19 protein-coding genes and 1 riboswitch are annotated in these 17,423 nt (G+C 43.6%); of the genes, 3 read left to right on the top strand and 16 right to left on the bottom strand.

Annotated elements, in window-relative coordinates; all coding sequences use genetic code 11:
• Positions 1 to 84: 84 nt before the first annotated feature.
• The 14 genes from ACUXV2_RS16090 to ACUXV2_RS16155 form a co-directional block, all read right to left on the bottom strand.
• The gene (locus ACUXV2_RS16090) at positions 85 to 906 is read right to left on the bottom strand and encodes a MetQ/NlpA family ABC transporter substrate-binding protein (RefSeq protein WP_446244160.1); all 822 of its coding nucleotides are present in this window, start codon (positions 904 to 906) and stop codon (positions 85 to 87) included.
• Positions 907 to 920: 14 nt separating this feature from the next.
• On the bottom strand, positions 921 to 1,589 hold the full coding sequence (locus ACUXV2_RS16095) for a methionine ABC transporter permease (protein ID WP_446244161.1): 669 nt from the start codon (positions 1,587 to 1,589) through the stop codon (positions 921 to 923).
• A complete protein-coding gene (locus ACUXV2_RS16100; RefSeq protein ID WP_446244162.1) occupies positions 1,586 to 2,608 on the bottom strand; it encodes a methionine ABC transporter ATP-binding protein in 1,023 nt (340 codons plus the stop codon). The genes ACUXV2_RS16095 and ACUXV2_RS16100 overlap by 4 nt, the downstream gene beginning before the upstream one ends.
• 152 nt (positions 2,609 to 2,760) lie before the next feature.
• Positions 2,761 to 2,866, bottom strand: a riboswitch (SAM riboswitch).
• Positions 2,867 to 2,982: 116 nt separating this feature from the next.
• Entirely contained in the window at positions 2,983 to 3,336 is a 354-nt protein-coding gene (locus ACUXV2_RS16105; RefSeq protein ID WP_446244163.1) for an SCP2 sterol-binding domain-containing protein, read from the bottom strand.
• Positions 3,337 to 3,596: 260 nt separating this feature from the next.
• Positions 3,597 to 3,917, bottom strand: a complete 321-nt coding sequence (locus ACUXV2_RS16110; protein WP_446244164.1) for a thioredoxin family protein — start codon at positions 3,915 to 3,917, stop codon at positions 3,597 to 3,599.
• Positions 3,918 to 3,919: 2 nt separating this feature from the next.
• Positions 3,920 to 4,282 (bottom strand): toprim domain-containing protein, encoded by a 363-nt coding sequence (locus ACUXV2_RS16115; RefSeq protein ID WP_446244165.1) that lies wholly within the window; start codon positions 4,280 to 4,282, stop codon positions 3,920 to 3,922.
• A 238-nt stretch (positions 4,283 to 4,520) separates the two neighbouring features.
• Complete coding sequence (locus tag ACUXV2_RS16120; RefSeq protein ID WP_446244166.1) at positions 4,521 to 4,757, bottom strand: YusG family protein; 237 nt, start codon at positions 4,755 to 4,757, stop codon at positions 4,521 to 4,523.
• Between the two features lie 94 nt (positions 4,758 to 4,851).
• The gene (gene gcvH / locus ACUXV2_RS16125; RefSeq protein ID WP_446244167.1) at positions 4,852 to 5,235 is read right to left on the bottom strand and encodes a glycine cleavage system protein GcvH; all 384 of its coding nucleotides are present in this window, start codon (positions 5,233 to 5,235) and stop codon (positions 4,852 to 4,854) included.
• Positions 5,236 to 5,381: 146 nt separating this feature from the next.
• A complete protein-coding gene (locus ACUXV2_RS16130; protein ID WP_446244168.1) occupies positions 5,382 to 5,738 on the bottom strand; it encodes an arsenate reductase family protein in 357 nt (118 codons plus the stop codon).
• Between the two features lie 157 nt (positions 5,739 to 5,895).
• Complete coding sequence (locus ACUXV2_RS16135; RefSeq protein WP_446244169.1) at positions 5,896 to 6,198, bottom strand: ArsR/SmtB family transcription factor; 303 nt, start codon at positions 6,196 to 6,198, stop codon at positions 5,896 to 5,898.
• A gap of 32 nt (positions 6,199 to 6,230) precedes the next feature.
• Positions 6,231 to 7,013 carry an SDR family NAD(P)-dependent oxidoreductase gene (locus ACUXV2_RS16140; protein WP_446244170.1) on the bottom strand — a complete coding sequence of 261 codons (783 nt, stop codon included), beginning with the start codon at positions 7,011 to 7,013 and terminating at the stop codon, positions 6,231 to 6,233.
• Positions 7,014 to 7,414: 401 nt separating this feature from the next.
• Positions 7,415 to 9,199 (bottom strand): acyl-CoA dehydrogenase family protein, encoded by a 1,785-nt coding sequence (locus ACUXV2_RS16145; RefSeq protein WP_446244171.1) that lies wholly within the window; start codon positions 9,197 to 9,199, stop codon positions 7,415 to 7,417.
• 398 nt (positions 9,200 to 9,597) lie between these two features.
• On the bottom strand, positions 9,598 to 10,776 hold the full coding sequence (locus ACUXV2_RS16150) for an acetyl-CoA C-acetyltransferase (RefSeq protein WP_446244172.1): 1,179 nt from the start codon (positions 10,774 to 10,776) through the stop codon (positions 9,598 to 9,600).
• A gap of 34 nt (positions 10,777 to 10,810) precedes the next feature.
• Positions 10,811 to 13,195 carry a 3-hydroxyacyl-CoA dehydrogenase NAD-binding domain-containing protein gene (locus tag ACUXV2_RS16155; RefSeq protein WP_446244173.1) on the bottom strand — a complete coding sequence of 795 codons (2,385 nt, stop codon included), beginning with the start codon at positions 13,193 to 13,195 and terminating at the stop codon, positions 10,811 to 10,813.
• Between the two features lie 322 nt (positions 13,196 to 13,517).
• Here ACUXV2_RS16155 and ACUXV2_RS16160 point away from each other — a divergent pair, with 322 nt between their 5' ends.
• Entirely contained in the window at positions 13,518 to 13,652 is a 135-nt protein-coding gene (locus ACUXV2_RS16160; protein ID WP_446244174.1) for a YuzL family protein, read from the top strand.
• A 501-nt stretch (positions 13,653 to 14,153) separates the two neighbouring features.
• Complete coding sequence (locus ACUXV2_RS16165; RefSeq protein ID WP_446244175.1) at positions 14,154 to 14,783, top strand: YczE/YyaS/YitT family protein; 630 nt, start codon at positions 14,154 to 14,156, stop codon at positions 14,781 to 14,783.
• 29 nt (positions 14,784 to 14,812) lie between these two features.
• Here ACUXV2_RS16165 and ACUXV2_RS16170 read toward each other — a convergent pair whose 3' ends face one another.
• Entirely contained in the window at positions 14,813 to 15,520 is a 708-nt protein-coding gene (locus ACUXV2_RS16170) for a DUF421 domain-containing protein (protein WP_446244176.1), read from the bottom strand.
• A 15-nt stretch (positions 15,521 to 15,535) separates the two neighbouring features.
• Positions 15,536 to 16,234: a DUF421 domain-containing protein gene (locus ACUXV2_RS16175; protein ID WP_446244177.1), complete on the bottom strand. Its 699-nt coding sequence runs from the start codon at positions 16,232 to 16,234 to the stop codon at positions 15,536 to 15,538.
• A 170-nt stretch (positions 16,235 to 16,404) separates the two neighbouring features.
• Between ACUXV2_RS16175 and ACUXV2_RS16180 the strand changes: the two genes are divergently transcribed.
• Positions 16,405 to 17,352, top strand: a complete 948-nt coding sequence (locus ACUXV2_RS16180) for a bile acid:sodium symporter family protein (protein WP_446244178.1) — start codon at positions 16,405 to 16,407, stop codon at positions 17,350 to 17,352.
• Positions 17,353 to 17,423: the final 71 nt, after the last annotated feature.

Here is a 17,423-nt window from a genome sequence, read left to right on the forward strand (position 1 = left end):
TCGTTTCGTCGAATTTTTATGTTATCAAAATGCATTCCGCACTAAAAAGAACCCACGGCGCGCCGCGGGTTCTCATCATTTCATTTATTCTTTTACAGGGACGACTGCTCCATCCCATTCGTTCGAGATGAACTCCTGGATTTCATCAGAACGGAGAGCTTCAACCAATGCTTTTATCTCTTCCTTGTCCTCATCGCCTTTATTCACGGCGATTACGTTGACGTAAGGTGAGTTTTTATCTTCAATTGCAATCGAATCTTTCAACGGATTAAGACCTGCATCAATCGCATAGTTTGAATTAATCAATACAGCATCGCCTTCTTCATTTTCATACAATTGAGGCAGAAGGGCCGCTTCATATTCGTAATCAAACTTCAGTTTCTTTGGATTTTCTTCAATGTCCTCAAGCGTTGCTTTCGTTTTGTCCACTCCATCTTTGAGCGTGATCAAGTCTTTTTCTTCAAGGAGGGTAAGGATACGCCCATGGTCTGCCACGGAATTACTCATCAAGATCGTCGCACCTTCAGGCAGGTCTTCTAATGAATCATATTTCTTGGAGTACACACCGATAGGTTCGATATGGATACCGCCAGCGTTTTCAAAATCATAACCGTGCTCTGCTTTTTGAGATTCCAGGTACGGGATATGCTGGAAGTAGTTGGCATCCAGGTCGCCGTTCTCCAGATCTTTGTTAGGCAAGATGTAATCTTGGTACGTTTCGATCTTCAATTCGATTCCTTTTTCTTCAAGAATCGGCTTTACTTCTTCAAGGATTTCTGCGTGCGGGATATTTGAAGCTCCCACCACCAATTCCTTCTGCTCCTCGCTTCCTCCAGTTGAACTACCGCATGCTGCCAATCCAAAAATACTTGTTGCTGCAATGACTCCTGCTACCCATTTTTTCATGTTGTTTCTCTCCTTTATCTTTTGTCTAATTTATTTGTAAAGAAATCACCAATGATTTGAATGGCGAACACTATGATCAAGATCATAATGGTTGCCGCCAGTGTCACATCTTCACGGCTTCTCTGGAAACCATCCAGGTAAGCAAGGTTCCCGAGTCCACCCGCTCCAATGACACCTGCCATCGCTGTATAACCTACAAGTGCAATGGCTGTGACCGTTATACCTGAAATTAAAGCCGGCATTGATTCCGGCAGCAGAACCTTCAGGATGATCGTACTCGTCTTTGCCCCCATTGCTTTGGCAGCTTCAATTACGCCTTTATTCACTTCCCGGAGCGCGATTTCGACCATTCTGGCGTAAAACGGTGCCGCTCCAATGATCAATGCCGGCAGAGCAGCATTTGCTCCGCGGATCGTATCCAATAAGAATTTAGTAAACGGAATCAACAGTACAATCAAAATGATGAAGGGAATAGATCTAAATACATTCACCACAGAGCTTGTTACTGTGTAAGTAAGCTTGTTTTCCCACAGATTTTCTTTGGAAGTCAAAAATAATAGGATCCCGAGAATGATACCTAATACAAATGTGATAAGAACAGACATCCCGGTCATATAGAGGGTTTCTGCCGTTGCTTCCCAAAGTTTTTCCCAATCGACATTTGGAAATAGAGTTTCCATCATCCTGCCATCACCTCCACTTTCACCAGCTGGCTTTCAGCAAACTGGAGCGCTGCCCTGAGCTCTTGCTCTGCTCCGTCCAAATGAACAAACAGTGTGCCATATGCTCCTTTTTGTGTTTGAGAAATCTGCCCTTGAAGGATATTCACTTCAAGGTCAAACCTCCTGATCAGCGATGTGATCAACGGCTGACCGGTCGATTCTCCCACAAAAGTGAACTTTAGTACTTTCCCTGTTGGATAACGGTTGCTCAACTGTTCAACCACTTCTTCTGAGTCCTGATCCTGTGATACTTCTTTTACAAAACGCTTCGTTACTTGCTGCTGAGGATTACGGAATACTTCAAGTACATCCCCCAGCTCTGCAACTTTTCCATTCTCCATGACTGCCACACGATGGCAGATTTTTTGAATGACATGCATCTCGTGAGTGATCAGAACGATCGTCAGCCCAAGGCGTTTATTGATATCGACCAATAAGTCGAGGATGGAATCAGTCGTCTGCGGATCCAGTGCAGAAGTTGCCTCGTCACAGAGAAGCACGCTTGGGTTGTTCGCCAGTGCCCTTGCAATCCCGACACGCTGCTTCTGGCCTCCACTCAGCTGTGAAGGGTACGCATCCCCTCTTCCTTCCAGTCCTACCAATGTCAGCAGCTCATTGGCTCTTCGGCTTCGTTCTTTTTTGGAAACACCTGCTATTTCCAAAGGAAACTGAATATTTTCCAGGACTGTTCTTGACCATAATAAATTGAAGTGCTGAAAGATCATCCCTATGGACTGCCTTACTTCACGTAGCTTCCTGCCTTTTATTTTTGACACAGTCTGCCCGTTTACATCGATTGCTCCTTCAGTCGGAACCTCGAGTCCGTTCAACATCCTGATCAGCGTACTTTTCCCTGCACCACTGTAGCCGATCACCCCAAAAATTTCACCTTCCTGAATGGAGAGATTTACTCCATCCACTGCTGAAATGGGCCCTGCTTTAGATTGATAAATTTTCTTCACGTCTGAGATCGTAATCATGCTGCCAATCTCCTTTCTTTTCTTTAGTAAAACGACCGTTATAATAAGAATTAAAACTTCTCTCATCGACAATGCAGGCGCCAGGCACATTAGGAAACAAAAAAAACCTTTCCGCAGATAAGCAGAAAGGCATAATCATATGACTATCCTTCCTCTTATCTTTCAAAGCATGAGCTTTGAGTGAATTGGCACCATTTCAATAAAATTGACGGTTGCCGGGCTTCATAGGGCACGTCCCTCCACCACTCTTAATAAGAGTAAGTCTTATATATTAAGTTAATGAGTGTAAAGTCTCAGAAAATTTGCTACAAAAGTGATTCTATCACCACGTAAATGGGGTGTCAATTCTTTTTTTCAGAAGATTGGAGTAATCGCTATATTTCAACAGTTTCTTTTTTCGTGGATCTTGTCAGCCACAAAACAGACTCGACGAACAGCAGAGGCCGGTAACCTCCCTTGACAGACAGTTGATCATTCTCAACCATTCGAGACAAAAGTTCTTGCCCTTTCAACACACTTATGATCATTTCTTCATTTCCATCAATGACAAATTGAGGCTCGCTTTCAGTTTCGTCTTCCATAATAGAGCATCTTGTATTTGACAGGGATATGGTGTAGCGCTGATCTTTACATTTAAATTCAAGAATGAATGGTTCTGAAGGAAATAACAGCTGCAGATGGTACTTCGAATGACATCGTTCAATTAACGTCTCTAAATAATTTTTCATAAATACCCTCCCGCGAATCTTCTTACTACTACTTAATTCTACTTATGGGTATTTTATCCTTTTTTAGTCGCTCGACATGATTTTGAACAGATCTTGAATTACTGTCGAAATAGACAGTTTTGAATATTCAGAATATAAATTCCGAGCAATTTCTATTTATTTCCCAAGAAATATGTCCTAGTTTGTAGAAAGCTTTTCCCTATTCCAGCTATTGCAGCGCGTGTGGTGCCTCGCACGAAAAACACAAAATAAAAAGACCTTTATCCAAAGGTCTCCGTTTTTTTAAACATTTCATATAGATAGGGAACAGATTGAAAGGCATAGATCCTTTCCCTCTCCTCAGAATTTTTATATAGAATCAAACAAGGCACACTTTCAATCGACTGTTCTTCTGCAAACTGTGGTAAGTAATTCAAATTGACTTTATCAAAATGAAAGGATTGCGGAAGCTTTTTCACGACTTCCATCATTTTGCCTGCTACCTGGCATGTCCCACACATCGGGGTGTAGAGATACACGGCCGTAAGCTCATGTGTGTTTATGGAATCATATAGCGCGCTTGTACTACTTACCTCATTCAACGTCAACTCATCCTTTTTTCCAGATATTCCGTGTGTACATCAATATTGGCACCAATCAGTACAGAGGCCAAGTGATATTCAGGCGCAGAGGCCACTTCTTTATACATCCGGTCGATATATAGGTGCTCTGCCTCCGGAAATTCACGCTTGAATTGTTTCCGCAGCTTCTCTCCTGCATGATCGGCATCAACCAGTATATAAACATCTCTTTGTTCCAGCGAATCAATCAGTTCGTCCATTTTTGTAATGCTGATGGTTCCATTTGTACAGATAATCTCGATCGGTTCTTTAATGATGCCTTCAACTTTTCGTTTATCCGTTGTACCTTCTACGATGATTACTTTTTCATCACCAATTTCAAACATTGTCATCACCTTATCTTTCAGAAAATAAGATTAGGATAGTATATTCAATTAATTAGAGATGATGTCCACTACTTACTTATATCTTCTCATTTTTTTTTGGAAATAGAAAGAAAAAAGACTGAAACCTATATGAAGAGTCATTGAGGTCCAAAGTTGCCTATTGCTTACTCGAGTTTAGTGAAAATAAACAAAAGGGTGCCAGTTCTGTCAGGAGAAGTCTGGCACCCTTTATCGGAAATTAACACCATCCGCCTTCATCGCAGTCAGTATAACGTGCTTCATTTCCTTCTGTGGCGGTGTAGTTCTGAAAGATCTTATTTTCTCTCGCTTCGTAATTAGGCTCCATAGATATCCCTTCTAAAGGCACAGCCATCCTGCCGATCGGCTGATTATCGAGATACAACTCCAGTTCTCCATTTTTAAGTTTTCCGGTCACACGGTCTGTGACATCGAGTTTCTTTGGTTCAAGCGTCATAGGGGTCATCCTTTCTTTAATGGCATCTACCATTAGAATGCCCCAAATGAAAAACAAAACACCTCGAGAATATACTCAAGGTGTCTTCATGTTATTAACCTTCGTTAATCATTTCTTCATATTGTTCTGCTGTCATAAGCTTGTCCACTTCTCCAGCATCAGTTGGTTCAACTACGATCATCCAAGCTTTTTCATAAGGAGACTCGTTTACAAACTCAGGGCTGTCAGCAAGTTCATCATTTACTTCAACAACCTTACCTGTAACCGGTGCATACAGCTCAGAAACAGTTTTAACTGATTCAACGCTTCCGAATGGTTCGTCAGCCGTTACTTCGTCGCCTACTTCAGGCAGTTCAACGAATACGATATCGCCAAGTTCAGATTGTGCAAATGCAGTAATTCCAATACGTACTTTTTCCCCTTCGGTTTTGACCCATTCATGTTCTTCAGAATAGCGAAGATCTTTCGGTGTACTCATTTCAAATCCCTCCAAATACTTGGTATACAACCTAATATTGACACACTCTTTTATAAAAAAGCAAGAAAACAAAGTGTTTCCTTCAAAACTTTTTATACGCTGTTACAGGACCTTCCAATTGCAGCTCATACAATATGAATTGACCCTTATTTCCAAGTGTCTTCAAACGTTTCTTCTTTGAATCCAACCGTCACCTTTGAACCATCTGTCGTGATCGGACGTTTGATCAGCATGCCGTCTGATGACAGGATCTCAAGCAGCTCTTCGTCAGAAGCATCATTCACTTTATCCTTCAATCCAAGCTCACGATACTTTTTCCCGCTCGTATTGAAAAACTTTTTCAACGGCAGCCCGCTTTTTTCATACAGACTTTTCAACTCGTCTTTGGACGGGGGATTTTCAACGATATGTATTTCATTAAAATCTGCGTTATTGTCTTCAAGCCATTTCTTTGCTTTCCGGCAAGTCCCGCATTTAGGATATGAATAAAAAGACAATGACATGTTACCACCACCTTTCGATTTTGCTGTTAGAATAAATCCTTGGATATTAAAAACTCAGGGAACTGGAAACAAGGTAATTCACCGTTCCCTGAGTTAGTGATACATCTATTAGACTAATTTCGACAACCTTCGTTATTTTCCTTCTTTTGCAGAAAGTTTATTCACAGTGATTTTCGATTGTACCAACCAATTGTTTTAGTAGTTCCACCGCATTATCTAGCTCTAGAGAATAAAAACGCTGCGTCCCTTTTTGCTCCAGGGATACGAGCTGCTGATCTCTCAGTATCTTTAAATGGTGAGAGACAGCCGGCCGGGAAAGTGTAAGGTGCTCAGTGATTTGGTTGACCGTCAACGGTTCTTTTTCGGCCAGAAGGACAATGATGTCCTGACGGTATGGATCACTTAATGCTTGAAATAAAGGAGTACAAGCACGAAATGTTTCAATGGCTTTTTGCCCCATAATTTTCTCCCTTCTATTTCATTCAGCTTTCATTATATCCGTTCTTGGACTTTGCGGACAATATTTGTAACCATTTTACGCGGCATGAATCGTATCGATCCGGCGAGCAATCTGTTTTTCACACCTGGTATGATGACCACTTTCTTTTGATCAGCCATCTGCTTATATGCTTCATCTACGACTTCCTCTACAGTCATGACTCCCGATTGGAAGAGTTTTGATTGTTGAAGTTCTGCTGCATCGCTGAACCCCGTTTTTGTAGCACCCGGACAAAGTGCCATCACCTGAATCCCGTGTTCCTTCCACTCATTCGCAAGTGCTTCTGATAACGACAGGACATACGCTTTTGTAGCATAATATACGGACATTAACGGTCCTGGCTGAAAAGCAGCGGTTGAAGCAACGTTTAAAATTTGCCCGTTTTTACGCTTCACCATCTCTTTTCCAAAATACTTGCTAAGCTCTGTCAAAGCTGTGATGTTTACTTGAATCATGTCTACTTCTTTTTCTAACTCTGTCTGTTCAAACTCTCCGAATAACCCGAACCCGGCATTGTTTATAAGAATATCAACTTGAATTCCTTTTGCTGCAACATGTTCGTATATCATCCGGGATGCCCCCGCCTCTGCTAAATCAGCCTTGATCACATGTGCTTTGATGTTGTATTTTCCTTCTAATTCAGTTGCAAGAGAAAGAAGCTTATCCTCACTTCTCGCTACAAGCACCACATGATGGCCGTCTTGTGCAAATTTATGACTGAAGTGCAGCCCGATTCCGCTTGATGCTCCAGTGATCAGTACTGTTTTCTTGTTCATATATATTTACCACCTTTATTTTGTTATGTTTAAACACTTAAACGTTTAAGTGTTTAAACATATAGTAATTGTTGTTGGGGGATAAGTCAAGAGAACAGGTATTATGAATGGAAAGGAGTTTGCACATCAAGTGTCATTGGGGATTGAAGGTTGGTTGATTGGATTGAGAGGCTGGTTGACGGAATTAAATGAGTAGTTGATGGAATTAATTGAAATTGTGACGGAATTATATTGAGTTGTGATGGAATTAATTGAATAACTGACGGAATTAAATTCATGTGTAACGAAATTAATTGTATATCTGACAGAATTAATACATTCCCGCTAAAATCAAAACCCAAAACATAAAAACAGACCCCCGCCAAGCGGAGGCCCATCCCTTCATCATCATGATTCATTTATCAAACTACATACTTCTCAGCATCAATCAGCTTCTCAGAAGCTTCACGCTTAACAGCAATCACATTGATCGGTGTATGGCGTGTGAATTTACGAAGTGCTGAAAGCATCATGCGCAATGTGTCGCCCTGTTCTGTCGCCACAAGTGTTTCTTTGGCATGAGCTTCAATTTCATTGAACGCTTCCTGACAGAAGATTTGCGTGTAAAGAAGTTTTTGTTTCGCTTTTTCAGCTCCACTCTTCTCAAGCGCTTTTTCTGTACGAAGGACGACGGATTCCATTGCGTATGCATTCGAAACGATATCTGCAATGTTCACAAGGATTTCCTGCTCTTTTTCAAGTGCCTTGCCGAACTTCTGAGCAGCCAAACCAGCTAGCATCAAGCCGATTTTCTTTGCGTTTTTCACAAGATATTTTTCCTGCGCCAATGGCTCGTCGCCAACTTCTTCTGGCATAAGCATCATCAGTTCTTCCTGAAGCGCCTGTGCTTTTTGAAGTAGCGGCAGTTCACCTTTCATTGCTTTACGAAGGTATGTCCCTGGTACAAGAAGACGGTTGATTTCATTCGTTCCTTCGAAGATACGGTTGATACGGGAGTCGCGGTACATTCTTTCAATCTCATATTCCTGCATGAATCCGTAACCGCCGTGAAGCTGAACGCCTTCGTCGACCACATAGTCCAGTACTTCCGTTGCGAAGAATTTATTCAATGAACACTCGATTGCATATTCAGCGATCGACTTAGCAACTTCCGTTCCGTTCTTGACTTCTTCATCCGTAAGTTTGCTCATACGGTCTTCGAATAAGCCTACAGTACGGTATACGGAGCTTTCAGCTGCATACAATTTCGCTGCCATCGTTGCTAATTTTTCCTTCGTCAAGTTGAAAGAAGAGATCGATGTCTTGAACTGCTGACGCTGATTTGTATATCCAACCGTTACTTCAAATGCACGCTTACTTGCACCGACAGCACCTACACCAAGCTTGTAACGGCCGATATTCAAGATGTTGAAGGCGATGATGTGACCTTTTCCTGCCTGGCCAAGAAGGTTTTCAGCAGGAATTTCAGCATCTTCCAGAATTAAAGTACGTGTGGAAGAACTCTTGATTCCCATTTTCTTTTCTTCAGGACCTGTAGATACGCCTGGATAATCTTTTTCAACGATGAATGCCGAGAAATGCTCGCCGTCGATTTTCGCATAAACGACGAATACATCAGCGAAGGCAGAGTTTGTGATCCATTGCTTTTCACCATTTAAAATATAGTGTGTACCCGCTTCGTTCAGTTTCGCAGTCGTCTTCGCACCCAGTGCATCAGATCCTGAACCTGGCTCTGTCAAAGCATAAGCCGCAAGTTTTTCACCTGATGCCAACGCTGGAAGGTACTTTTGCTTTTGGTCTTCATTACCGAAAAGAACGATCGGAAGAGAACCGATTCCGACATGGGCACCGTGGGAGATGGAGAAACCGCCTGCACGGGACATTTTTTCAGCAATTAGTGCCGAGCTCACTTTATCAAGTCCAAGTCCGCCGTACTCTTCAGGAACATCCGCCCCAAGGAGACCAAGTTCACCTGCTTCTTTCAATAATCGTACGGAATGGTCGAACTCGTGGTTCTCAAGGTTGTCGATGACTGGAACCACTTCATTCAGAACATAATCCTCTGTTGTTTTTGCGATCATTTTTTGCTCATCAGAGTACTCTTCCGGTGTGAATACTTGTTCAAAGCTCACATCTTCAATTAAAAAGCTTCCACCCTTAATCAATTTGTCTGTTTGATTTGCCATATTTGACATCCCCTTAACGTTTTTTATAATTGAGAAACTTTAAAACGTAGACCGTTCCTTTCCGCTACAGGCACAAGATTCCGCGGGGAGGAAGTCGAGCCTCCTCGTCGCTGCGCTCCTGCGGGAGGAAATGCGCAGGCGGCTCGTTCAGCCCCGACAAGCATAAGATGAATGGACCGGGAAGGCGTTCTTTGCCTTCATGGACCATTTAGCTTATGACCTCGAGGGGCTAGCCGCCGGAGCTGGACAAGTCTCGACCTTTCCTCTATATCCCGTCGGAGTCAAGTGCCTTCCGCTCCAATCCACTCTCGTTTTCAATGTGGAATTTAAAAGTATCTATTCTAATCTTCTTTATTGAAATGTACACAATCAATTATCATTTCAATTATGGCTATGATTTACCCAATCAGTTCAAACACCCCGGCTGCTCCCATTCCGCCACCGATACACATTGTGACGATGCCGAATTGCTGGTTGCGGCGTTTCATTTCGTGTACGAGTGACAGGGTCAGCTTCGCTCCTGTACAGCCTAGCGGATGACCAAGTGCGATGGCTCCTCCGTTTACGTTCACTTTGTCCTCGTCCAGACCAAGCTGGCGGATGACCTGGATGGACTGCGAAGCAAACGCTTCGTTCAGTTCGAACAATCCGATATCAGACAGCTCTAGGCCTGCCATTTTGAGTGCGCGTGGAATTGCTTCAACTGGGCCGATCCCCATGATTTCAGGCGGTACTCCAGCTACCGCAAAGCTTCTGAATTTCGCCATCGGCTGCAAGCCAAGTCCATCTGCCTTTTCCCTGTCCATGACCATCACGGCCGCTGCACCATCACTTGTTTGAGACGAGTTTCCAGCTGTGACAGACCCTTTGACATTGAAGGCCGGACGCAATTTACCAAGAACTTGTGAACTTGTTTCGGCACGGACCCCTTCGTCCCTTGAGAATTGGAACGTATTCTCAACCAATTTGTTCTCAGCGTTCACCGAGCGCTGGATGACATCCACCGGTACGATTTCATCGTCGAATTTCCCTTCTGAGATCGCTTTTGCCGCTTTCTGGTGGCTTCTCACTGCAAACGCATCTTGATCTTCTCGTGAAACGCCGAATTTCTTCGCCACTTCTTCTGCCGTATGGCCCATGCTCATGTAGTACTGTGGAGCCGTTTCAGCAAGCTTTGCATTCGGGCGCACCACATGCCCCATCATCGGTACCAGGCTCATCGATTCCGCTCCGCCGGCGATTGCCGTATCGGAGTGTCCAAGCATGATTTTTTCGGCTGCATATGCAATCGACTGTAATCCCGATGAACAGTAACGATTGATCGTGATGGCAGGGACCGAACTCGGAAGTCCTGCCAGACCCCCGATATTCCTTGCCATATTCAATCCCTGCTCTGCTTCCGGCATCGCACATCCGATGATTAAATCGTCGATATTTCCTTCATAGTTCCCTGCACGCTTCAACGTTTCTTTTACGACAAGGGCACCAAGGTCATCCGGTCTCACTCCTGCCAATGATCCTTTTCTTGATTTTCCGACTGGTGTTCTGGCACCAGCCACTATGACTGCTTCACGCATGATGTTCCCCCGCTTTCTGAATAGGTTTATATGATTAGTTGCGTAATGGCTTTCCTTTTACAAGCATGTGCTGCATTCTCTGCTGTGATTTCGGCTGAGCGATCAGGCTCAGGAAGGCTTCCCTCTCAAGGTCCAATAAGTATTGTTCATCGACTTCGGTTCCAAATGGCACTTTTCCGCCGGCAATCACGTACGCCAGTTTCTTGGCGATCAACAGATCGTGCTCGGAAATGAAGCCTGATTGAACCATTGATTGTGCTCCAAGTAAAAGAGTGCCGTAACCTGTTTCCCCGACTACTGGGACCTTTTTGCGAATCGGCGCTTTGTAGCCTCTTTCAAAAAGGGCCAGTGCAGCTTGTTTCGCATCGTATAATAAGTGGTCTCCGTTCACGCTTACACCGTCAGCTTTGCTGAGGAAGTTGTTGTCCCTCGCTTCATCCCCTGACGTCGATACTTTTGCCATCGCAATCGTTTCAAATACTTTATTCGCTACCTTCTGAAGATCAAATTCCACTCCATTAGGAAGGTTCGCCAAGTGTTTCATATAGAGTTCCTTGTTTCCGCCGCCGCCCGGGATCAGGCCGACACCGACTTCTACAAGTCCCATGTATGTTTCCATTGAGGCTTGAATATGTGCAGTCGGCAGACAGACTTCGCTTCCTCCTCCGAGTGTCATGCCGAATGGCGCTGCGACAACCGGTTTGGAGGAGTATTTGATTTTCATCATGGCCTGCTGGAAGTGTCGTACGACCATGTCGATTTCGAAAATATTATCATCCTGGGCTTCCATCAGAATCATGGCGAGGTTGGCTCCCACACAGAAGTTCTTCGCCTGATTTCCGATGACTAGGCCCTTGAAGTTTTTCTCCACTTCATCAACCGCGAAATTGATCATCTGGATGATGTCGAGTCCGATCGCGTTGTTTGGAGAGTGGAACTCAAGCAGTGCCACGCCGTCCCCGATATCGATGAGGCTGGCCCCGGAATTTTTCTTGATCAGCTTTCCTTGTTTCTTCAGAAGCTTCAAGTCGATCACTTTCGGGTTGCGCTCTACAAGCTTGTATTCTCCTTTATGGTAGAAATACAGTTCACCCTCTTCTTCCTTGTAAAAATGGGTGTGTCCCGCTTCAAGCATTTCTTCCACCCATTGTGGTACAGCCAAGCCTTCTTCCTTCATTCGTGTGACGGACTTTTCAACTCCGATCGCATCCCACGTTTCAAAAGGTCCGAGCTCCCATCCAAATCCCCATTTCATCGCACGGTCGATCGCAACGATGTCGTCTGCGATTTCGCCATGAAGCTGGGCGGAATAAGTGAGCACCGGTGATAAAATGTTCCAAAGCAGGGAACCGGCCTTATCTTTCGCATAGACCAGTGACTTGATTTTATTCGGAAGTCCCTTTTCATTCTTGCTCATTTCAAGTGAAGCTGTTTTCAGCTTCTTACGCGGCTCATATTCCAGTGTTTCAGGATTCAATTCCAGGATTTCTTTTCCTTGTTTCAAGAAGAATCCTTGCCCGCTCTTACTTCCAAGCCAGCCGTTTTCAAGCATCTTGCCCATGAACGCCGGTACTTCGAATACCTTCTTCTCTTCACCTTCCACCTGGTCGTAGACATTTTTCGCAACGTGGGCGAATGTATCAAGTCCTACGACATCAAGCGTTCTGAATGTAGCGCTTTTCGGTCTGCCGATTGCAGGACCCGTGATCGAATCAACCTCTCCGACGCTGTAGCCGCCTTTGAGCATTTCCTGTACGGTCACAAGTAGACCGTATGTCCCGATTCTGTTCGCAATGAAGTTCGGTGTGTCTTTTGCAAAGACAACGCCTTTACCAAGTGCATCTTCACCGAATGTTTTCATGAAATCCACTACATCCCCATCCGTCTTCTTTGTCGGGATGACTTCAAGAAGCTTCAGGTAACGCGGCGGATTGAAGAAGTGAGTCCCGAGGAAATTCTTCTGGAAATCCTCTGAACGTCCTTCTGCCATTGCCTCGATTGAGATCCCCGATGTATTGGAGCTCACGATGCTTCCCTGTTTACGGTTTTTTTCAACCTGTTCGAATACTTTCTTTTTGATATCCAGATTTTCCACAACGACTTCGATGATCCAGTCGCATTCGCCGATTTTCTCCATATCGTCTTCAAAGTTACCTGGTGTAATCAGCGATAAGTTTTGTTTAGTGGTTAAAGGAGCAGGCTTTTGCTTCAAAAGCTTTTTTAAAGCGTTTTCACTTAAGCGGTTACGAAATTCCCTGCTCTCTTCTGTCAGTCCCTTTGCTTTATCTTCGTCTGTTAATTGGCGTGGCACGATGTCTAATAACATTGTCGGAATACCGATGTTCGCTAAATGTGCTGCAATTCCCGATCCCATAACTCCTGATCCTAACACTGCAGCTTTCTGAATTCTGCGCGTCAATGTGTTCTCCCCCTTTGTTAGCACTGTGATAATGATTTCATTGGATAACCGGGCTGATCTTGCAGTCCGGACGACTTTGAATGAATACTCATTCATTTTTTGGTCAAAAAAAAGACCCGAGTGAGTTTCTGTTATTTATAATATACCGGATTTTCTAAACTATCGCAATATTTAAACGTTTAATATTGAAGGTTTTTACAAATTTTTTTCTTACTTGATGTTTTGATGTTCGTCTATAACGAATCTCCCTTGAACATAGCCCAAAATTTATACATCATAAACTGCTTCATTCTGGGACATTTTATGAATGGAGGTGTTTTACATGGCAAAAGGCAAAAAAGATCCTTCGAGAGCAGGAGTCAGTGCAGCAAGTGTGAAAGGCAATGCCGGCCCGACAGTCGAAGAAGACGGCGGCGGTAAAGTGAACAGTCAAAACAATCAATATAAAAAGCAATAATGGATGATCACAGGTGTCTTGGCAGGCTCCTGTGATTGTTTTTGGTCATTTTTACGTCTTGTGATGGAACGTATTGGTATAAACAGTGTCGATCCGAACCTCTCTGACCTTTTGGGATGGCTTATGCTGATTATTTTCGTTTTATGCTTAAAAAATGGATTTTGTGCTGACTTTTTCGGATATATGCTGAAAAATTTTCATTTATGCTGAATTATTTAGATATATGCTGACTTTAACAATAATTAGAAATGAATTAACCTCCCCCTCTCAATTACTGTCAATCCCCAAATGCCTCCCCTAGCTGCAATAAAGTACTAAAGCACATACAGCAAACTAAACCAAACAAATATGTGTAAATGCAAAAATTAACTTTGCTTCCCTGTACGTTATCGAGTAAACTAAGAGTATTGCGCTTAGGTTGTCAGACCTCCTACTTCAACCAATCACGGAGGGCAACCCTGCTGCATTTTGATAACGTTTACAGATAAGGAGAGAAATACGATGATGATTCGCAGATCAGTATTTTTTACTATAGGATTATTCATTTTGACTATGGGTGTTTCATTGATTATTAAATCCGGGCTTGGGGCTTCTGCATGGGATGCACTTGCGGTCGGTCAATCCAGGATGTTCGGGATCACGGTCGGTACTGCTGTATTCATTAATGGAATCGTGTTGATCATACTCAATGCGGTCATTATGAAAAAACGCCCTGACGTACTGGCGACATTGACGATCTTTGTTATTGGACTATTAATTGATTTCTGGCTGTTGATTGTCTTGGCTGACTTTGCTCCAGTCATGTTGGTCAACCAATTCATCGCGCTTGGTATCGGCATCCTGACCGTCGGTTTGGGGGTTTCCATTTACCTTCAGGCGAAATTCCCTGCAAGTCCGATGGACACGCTTATGGTGGCGATCCATACCCGTTTCGGATTAAATCTTCGAAACTCACGAATCCTCTCTGAAGGATTTGCATTGACACTTGCTTTCTTATTTAAAGGTGATATCGGGATCGGGACGATTCTTGTAACGGTTCTATTAGGTTTCGTCGTTCAGTATATGTATCCGATTTTTGAACAGTTGTTTGAGAGAAAATCGTATTCCAAAGCGGCGATTCCAACTGAATAAATGCCAAAGAGGATGAGACCCGGAGGGGTTCATCCTTTTTTTAATACATATACTTTTTTTGAACTGTCCACAGTGGCAAGAAAGATGGTATTGATATCCTTTTCATGTTTCAAATTCAATTGATTCATCACCCACCTCTCGTCCACCCCCGCTTTTTCAAGATTCGCACCGATGAATTTGCCTTCGTTTATGATAATGAGCGGGATGTTTGATGGTTTGACTGTGAGGTTCATATCGGCAGGGGTGACAGGTGAACCCCCATCAAATTTCATGACCGATATATGGGCATTCGGCTCGAGGATCGCATACTTCACTTCACTCACGTCAAAAACATTATGTATCCTCAGTTCAGATAGAAGCAAATCCAGACTGATAAACTGCCGTTTCAAGTTCTTCACTACTACTTTTCCATTATCAATCAAAATGGCCGGTTTTCCATTAAAGAAAAAGCTGAACCTTCTATTTTTCAACGAGATGAAGCTGAAGGTGGTGTGCCAGAAAAAAAGGGTGAGCAGGGGTACGATCATATAAGTGAAAGAAACCTTTCCGTCAAGCACTGGTGATACGGTGATGGCACCAAGGATCCAAATAAGTGCAAAATCGTAGGTGGTCAGTTGATTGACAGCCCGTTTATATACACTTCTACCTACTAGATATCCTATGCACCCCACGATCACCGTTCTGATCAGAAAACCTGCCAATGTGATATCTTCAATCCTTCCGAATACTTCCGGCATCTTTACCCCTCCCTTTTAGTTGATGTATAGTTCACCACCCGGAGTCAACAGTCCGATATAGACCTTCTCCAAGCCGGTAATGTTCTGTGTGTCCAATTCTGCCATGATCCAGCTCTCATCCAGTTTCCTTTTCTTTAATACGTTCTTGTCGATCCTGCCTTCGTAAATGACGATATCTGATAATTGCTTTGTTGTCATCGGCACTTCCATCTCAGCCTTTGTAACCGGCAGGGTGTTACTGTTTTTAGCCACACTGAAATCGCCGTTTGGTTCTGCGATCATGTATTCCACATTTTTTAAATCAAAGGCATCCTTCTGTCTCATGATTGAGAACATATTATCAATGGTAAGCAATGTCTTTCTCAAATTCTTTTTGTTTACCTTTCCCTTTTCTACAATGACTGTCTGTCTTTTTGATGCAAAATAGGGTGACAGTTTTAAATAACTGTAGGAAAGCAAGAGGATAATGATAATATAGACGGTTATGATCGCGATGGCGTCGATCGGACGGGACTCAGGCTGCACCATTCGTGAAGCTGCAATGTGACTGATCCCCGCCCCAACCAGGAAATTATAAGGTGTCATGATACCCGGCTGTCTGAAGCCTAATGATTTGTCAGCCAGAAAAAGGACAAAATATAGAAGTGTCGTACGGATGAACAATTCGAGAACATTCAATTCTTCTGCCTTAAAGAGTATATCCTTCCACTCCACCGCACTTCCTCCTTTTCATGATGCACGATCCTTTTTTCTATTGTTTGTTGGTTTATCGCTGACCATACATCGGTAACACAAACTCCTGTATTCAAGTCCTTTTTAATCAAAAACCAATCCAAAAATGATATGATGAATCTATTATTCTTCTCATTTAGGAGCGGTTCTTTATGCTGCAGGTATTAAATAAAAAATTGGAGAAGCTCATGCCTTTCATTACACCCTCGGCCGTTTTGATCGGTGTATTGTTTGCTCCCTATTTATCACCTTTGACATTCATCGTGCCATGGGTATTCGCGTTTATGACATTTTCCGGGTCCTTGAGTTCGAACTTCCATTCCGTTAAGCGGGCCGTGCAATTTCCACTGCCGCTTTTGACCTCGCTCCTCATCCTTCATATATTGATGCCGCTTTGGGCGTTCGGGATGGGAAGCATCGTATTTCCTGAGGATGGGCTGACAGTGACGGGCTTACTCCTAGCGATGGTGATTCCGACCGGGATTACAAGCTTCGTGTGGGTGACCATTTATAAGGGGAACATCGGCCTCGCCCTTTCCATCATACTTGTCGATACAATCCTTTCCCCCTTTATCGTGCCGGCCAGCCTGTCACTGATTGTCGGTCAAAAAGTCGAAATGGACAGCTGGAGCATCATGAACGGTTTATTATGGATGGTTGTTGTTCCATCGATCATCGGGATGCTTTGTAACCATCTGACAAAAGGAACCATCAAAGACACGGTGGGGAAACACTTATCGCCTTTTTCTAAAATCGGCATCGGGATCGTGGTTGCGATCAACAGTTCAGCTGTAGCACCCTATTTGAAAGATGTCAGTCTCAAGCTGTTCCTGATTGCATTCGTTGTATTATTCATCGCTGTTTCCGGCTTTGCCCTTGCATGGCTGCTTGGTACGCTGCTAAAGCAGTCAAGGGATACGAAAGCGAGCCTTCTTTTCACCGGGGGTATGAGGAACATCAGTGCAGGGGCCGTCATCGCCGTTCAGTACTTCCCTGCTGCCGTGGCAGTACCGGTGGTGATCGGAATGTTGTTCCAGCAGGTCCTCGCCTCCTTGTTCGGTTTTCTTTTTCACAGGTATGAAGTGAAAGCCCGGGCATAAACAATAATTTCGGTTGGAAAAGGACAGAAAAGGCCCACACATTTTCAAATGTGTGGGCCTTTTTAGGACGG

The organism is Rossellomorea sp. NS-SX7 (assembly GCF_052828565.1).

What these genes read in the sequence shown, in the direction of transcription:
- ACUXV2_RS16115 (WP_446244165.1), bottom strand. Translation starts at nt 4,282, where the DNA reads ATGTTTGAAATTGGTGATGAAAAAGTAATCATCGTAGAAGGTACAACG.
- ACUXV2_RS16120 (WP_446244166.1), bottom strand. Translation starts at nt 4,757, where the DNA reads ATGACGCTTGAACCAAAGAAACTCGATGTCACAGACCGTGTGACCGGA.
- ACUXV2_RS16165 (WP_446244175.1), top strand. Translation starts at nt 14,154, where the DNA reads ATGATGATTCGCAGATCAGTATTTTTTACTATAGGATTATTCATTTTG.
- ACUXV2_RS16145 (WP_446244171.1), bottom strand. Translation starts at nt 9,199, where the DNA reads ATGGCAAATCAAACAGACAAATTGATTAAGGGTGGAAGCTTTTTAATT.
- ACUXV2_RS16130 (WP_446244168.1), bottom strand. Translation starts at nt 5,738, where the DNA reads ATGTCATTGTCTTTTTATTCATATCCTAAATGCGGGACTTGCCGGAAA.
- ACUXV2_RS16170 (WP_446244176.1), bottom strand. Translation starts at nt 15,520, where the DNA reads ATGCCGGAAGTATTCGGAAGGATTGAAGATATCACATTGGCAGGTTTT.
- ACUXV2_RS16180 (WP_446244178.1), top strand. Translation starts at nt 16,405, where the DNA reads ATGCTGCAGGTATTAAATAAAAAATTGGAGAAGCTCATGCCTTTCATT.
- ACUXV2_RS16095 (WP_446244161.1), bottom strand. Translation starts at nt 1,589, where the DNA reads ATGATGGAAACTCTATTTCCAAATGTCGATTGGGAAAAACTTTGGGAA.
- ACUXV2_RS16135 (WP_446244169.1), bottom strand. Translation starts at nt 6,198, where the DNA reads ATGGGGCAAAAAGCCATTGAAACATTTCGTGCTTGTACTCCTTTATTT.
- ACUXV2_RS16140 (WP_446244170.1), bottom strand. Translation starts at nt 7,013, where the DNA reads ATGAACAAGAAAACAGTACTGATCACTGGAGCATCAAGCGGAATCGGG.
- ACUXV2_RS16100 (WP_446244162.1), bottom strand. Translation starts at nt 2,608, where the DNA reads ATGATTACGATCTCAGACGTGAAGAAAATTTATCAATCTAAAGCAGGG.
- ACUXV2_RS16090 (WP_446244160.1), bottom strand. Translation starts at nt 906, where the DNA reads ATGAAAAAATGGGTAGCAGGAGTCATTGCAGCAACAAGTATTTTTGGA.
- ACUXV2_RS16150 (WP_446244172.1), bottom strand. Translation starts at nt 10,776, where the DNA reads ATGCGTGAAGCAGTCATAGTGGCTGGTGCCAGAACACCAGTCGGAAAA.
- ACUXV2_RS16105 (WP_446244163.1), bottom strand. Translation starts at nt 3,336, where the DNA reads ATGAAAAATTATTTAGAGACGTTAATTGAACGATGTCATTCGAAGTAC.
- gcvH (WP_446244167.1), bottom strand. Translation starts at nt 5,235, where the DNA reads ATGAGTACACCGAAAGATCTTCGCTATTCTGAAGAACATGAATGGGTC.
- ACUXV2_RS16160 (WP_446244174.1), top strand. Translation starts at nt 13,518, where the DNA reads ATGGCAAAAGGCAAAAAAGATCCTTCGAGAGCAGGAGTCAGTGCAGCA.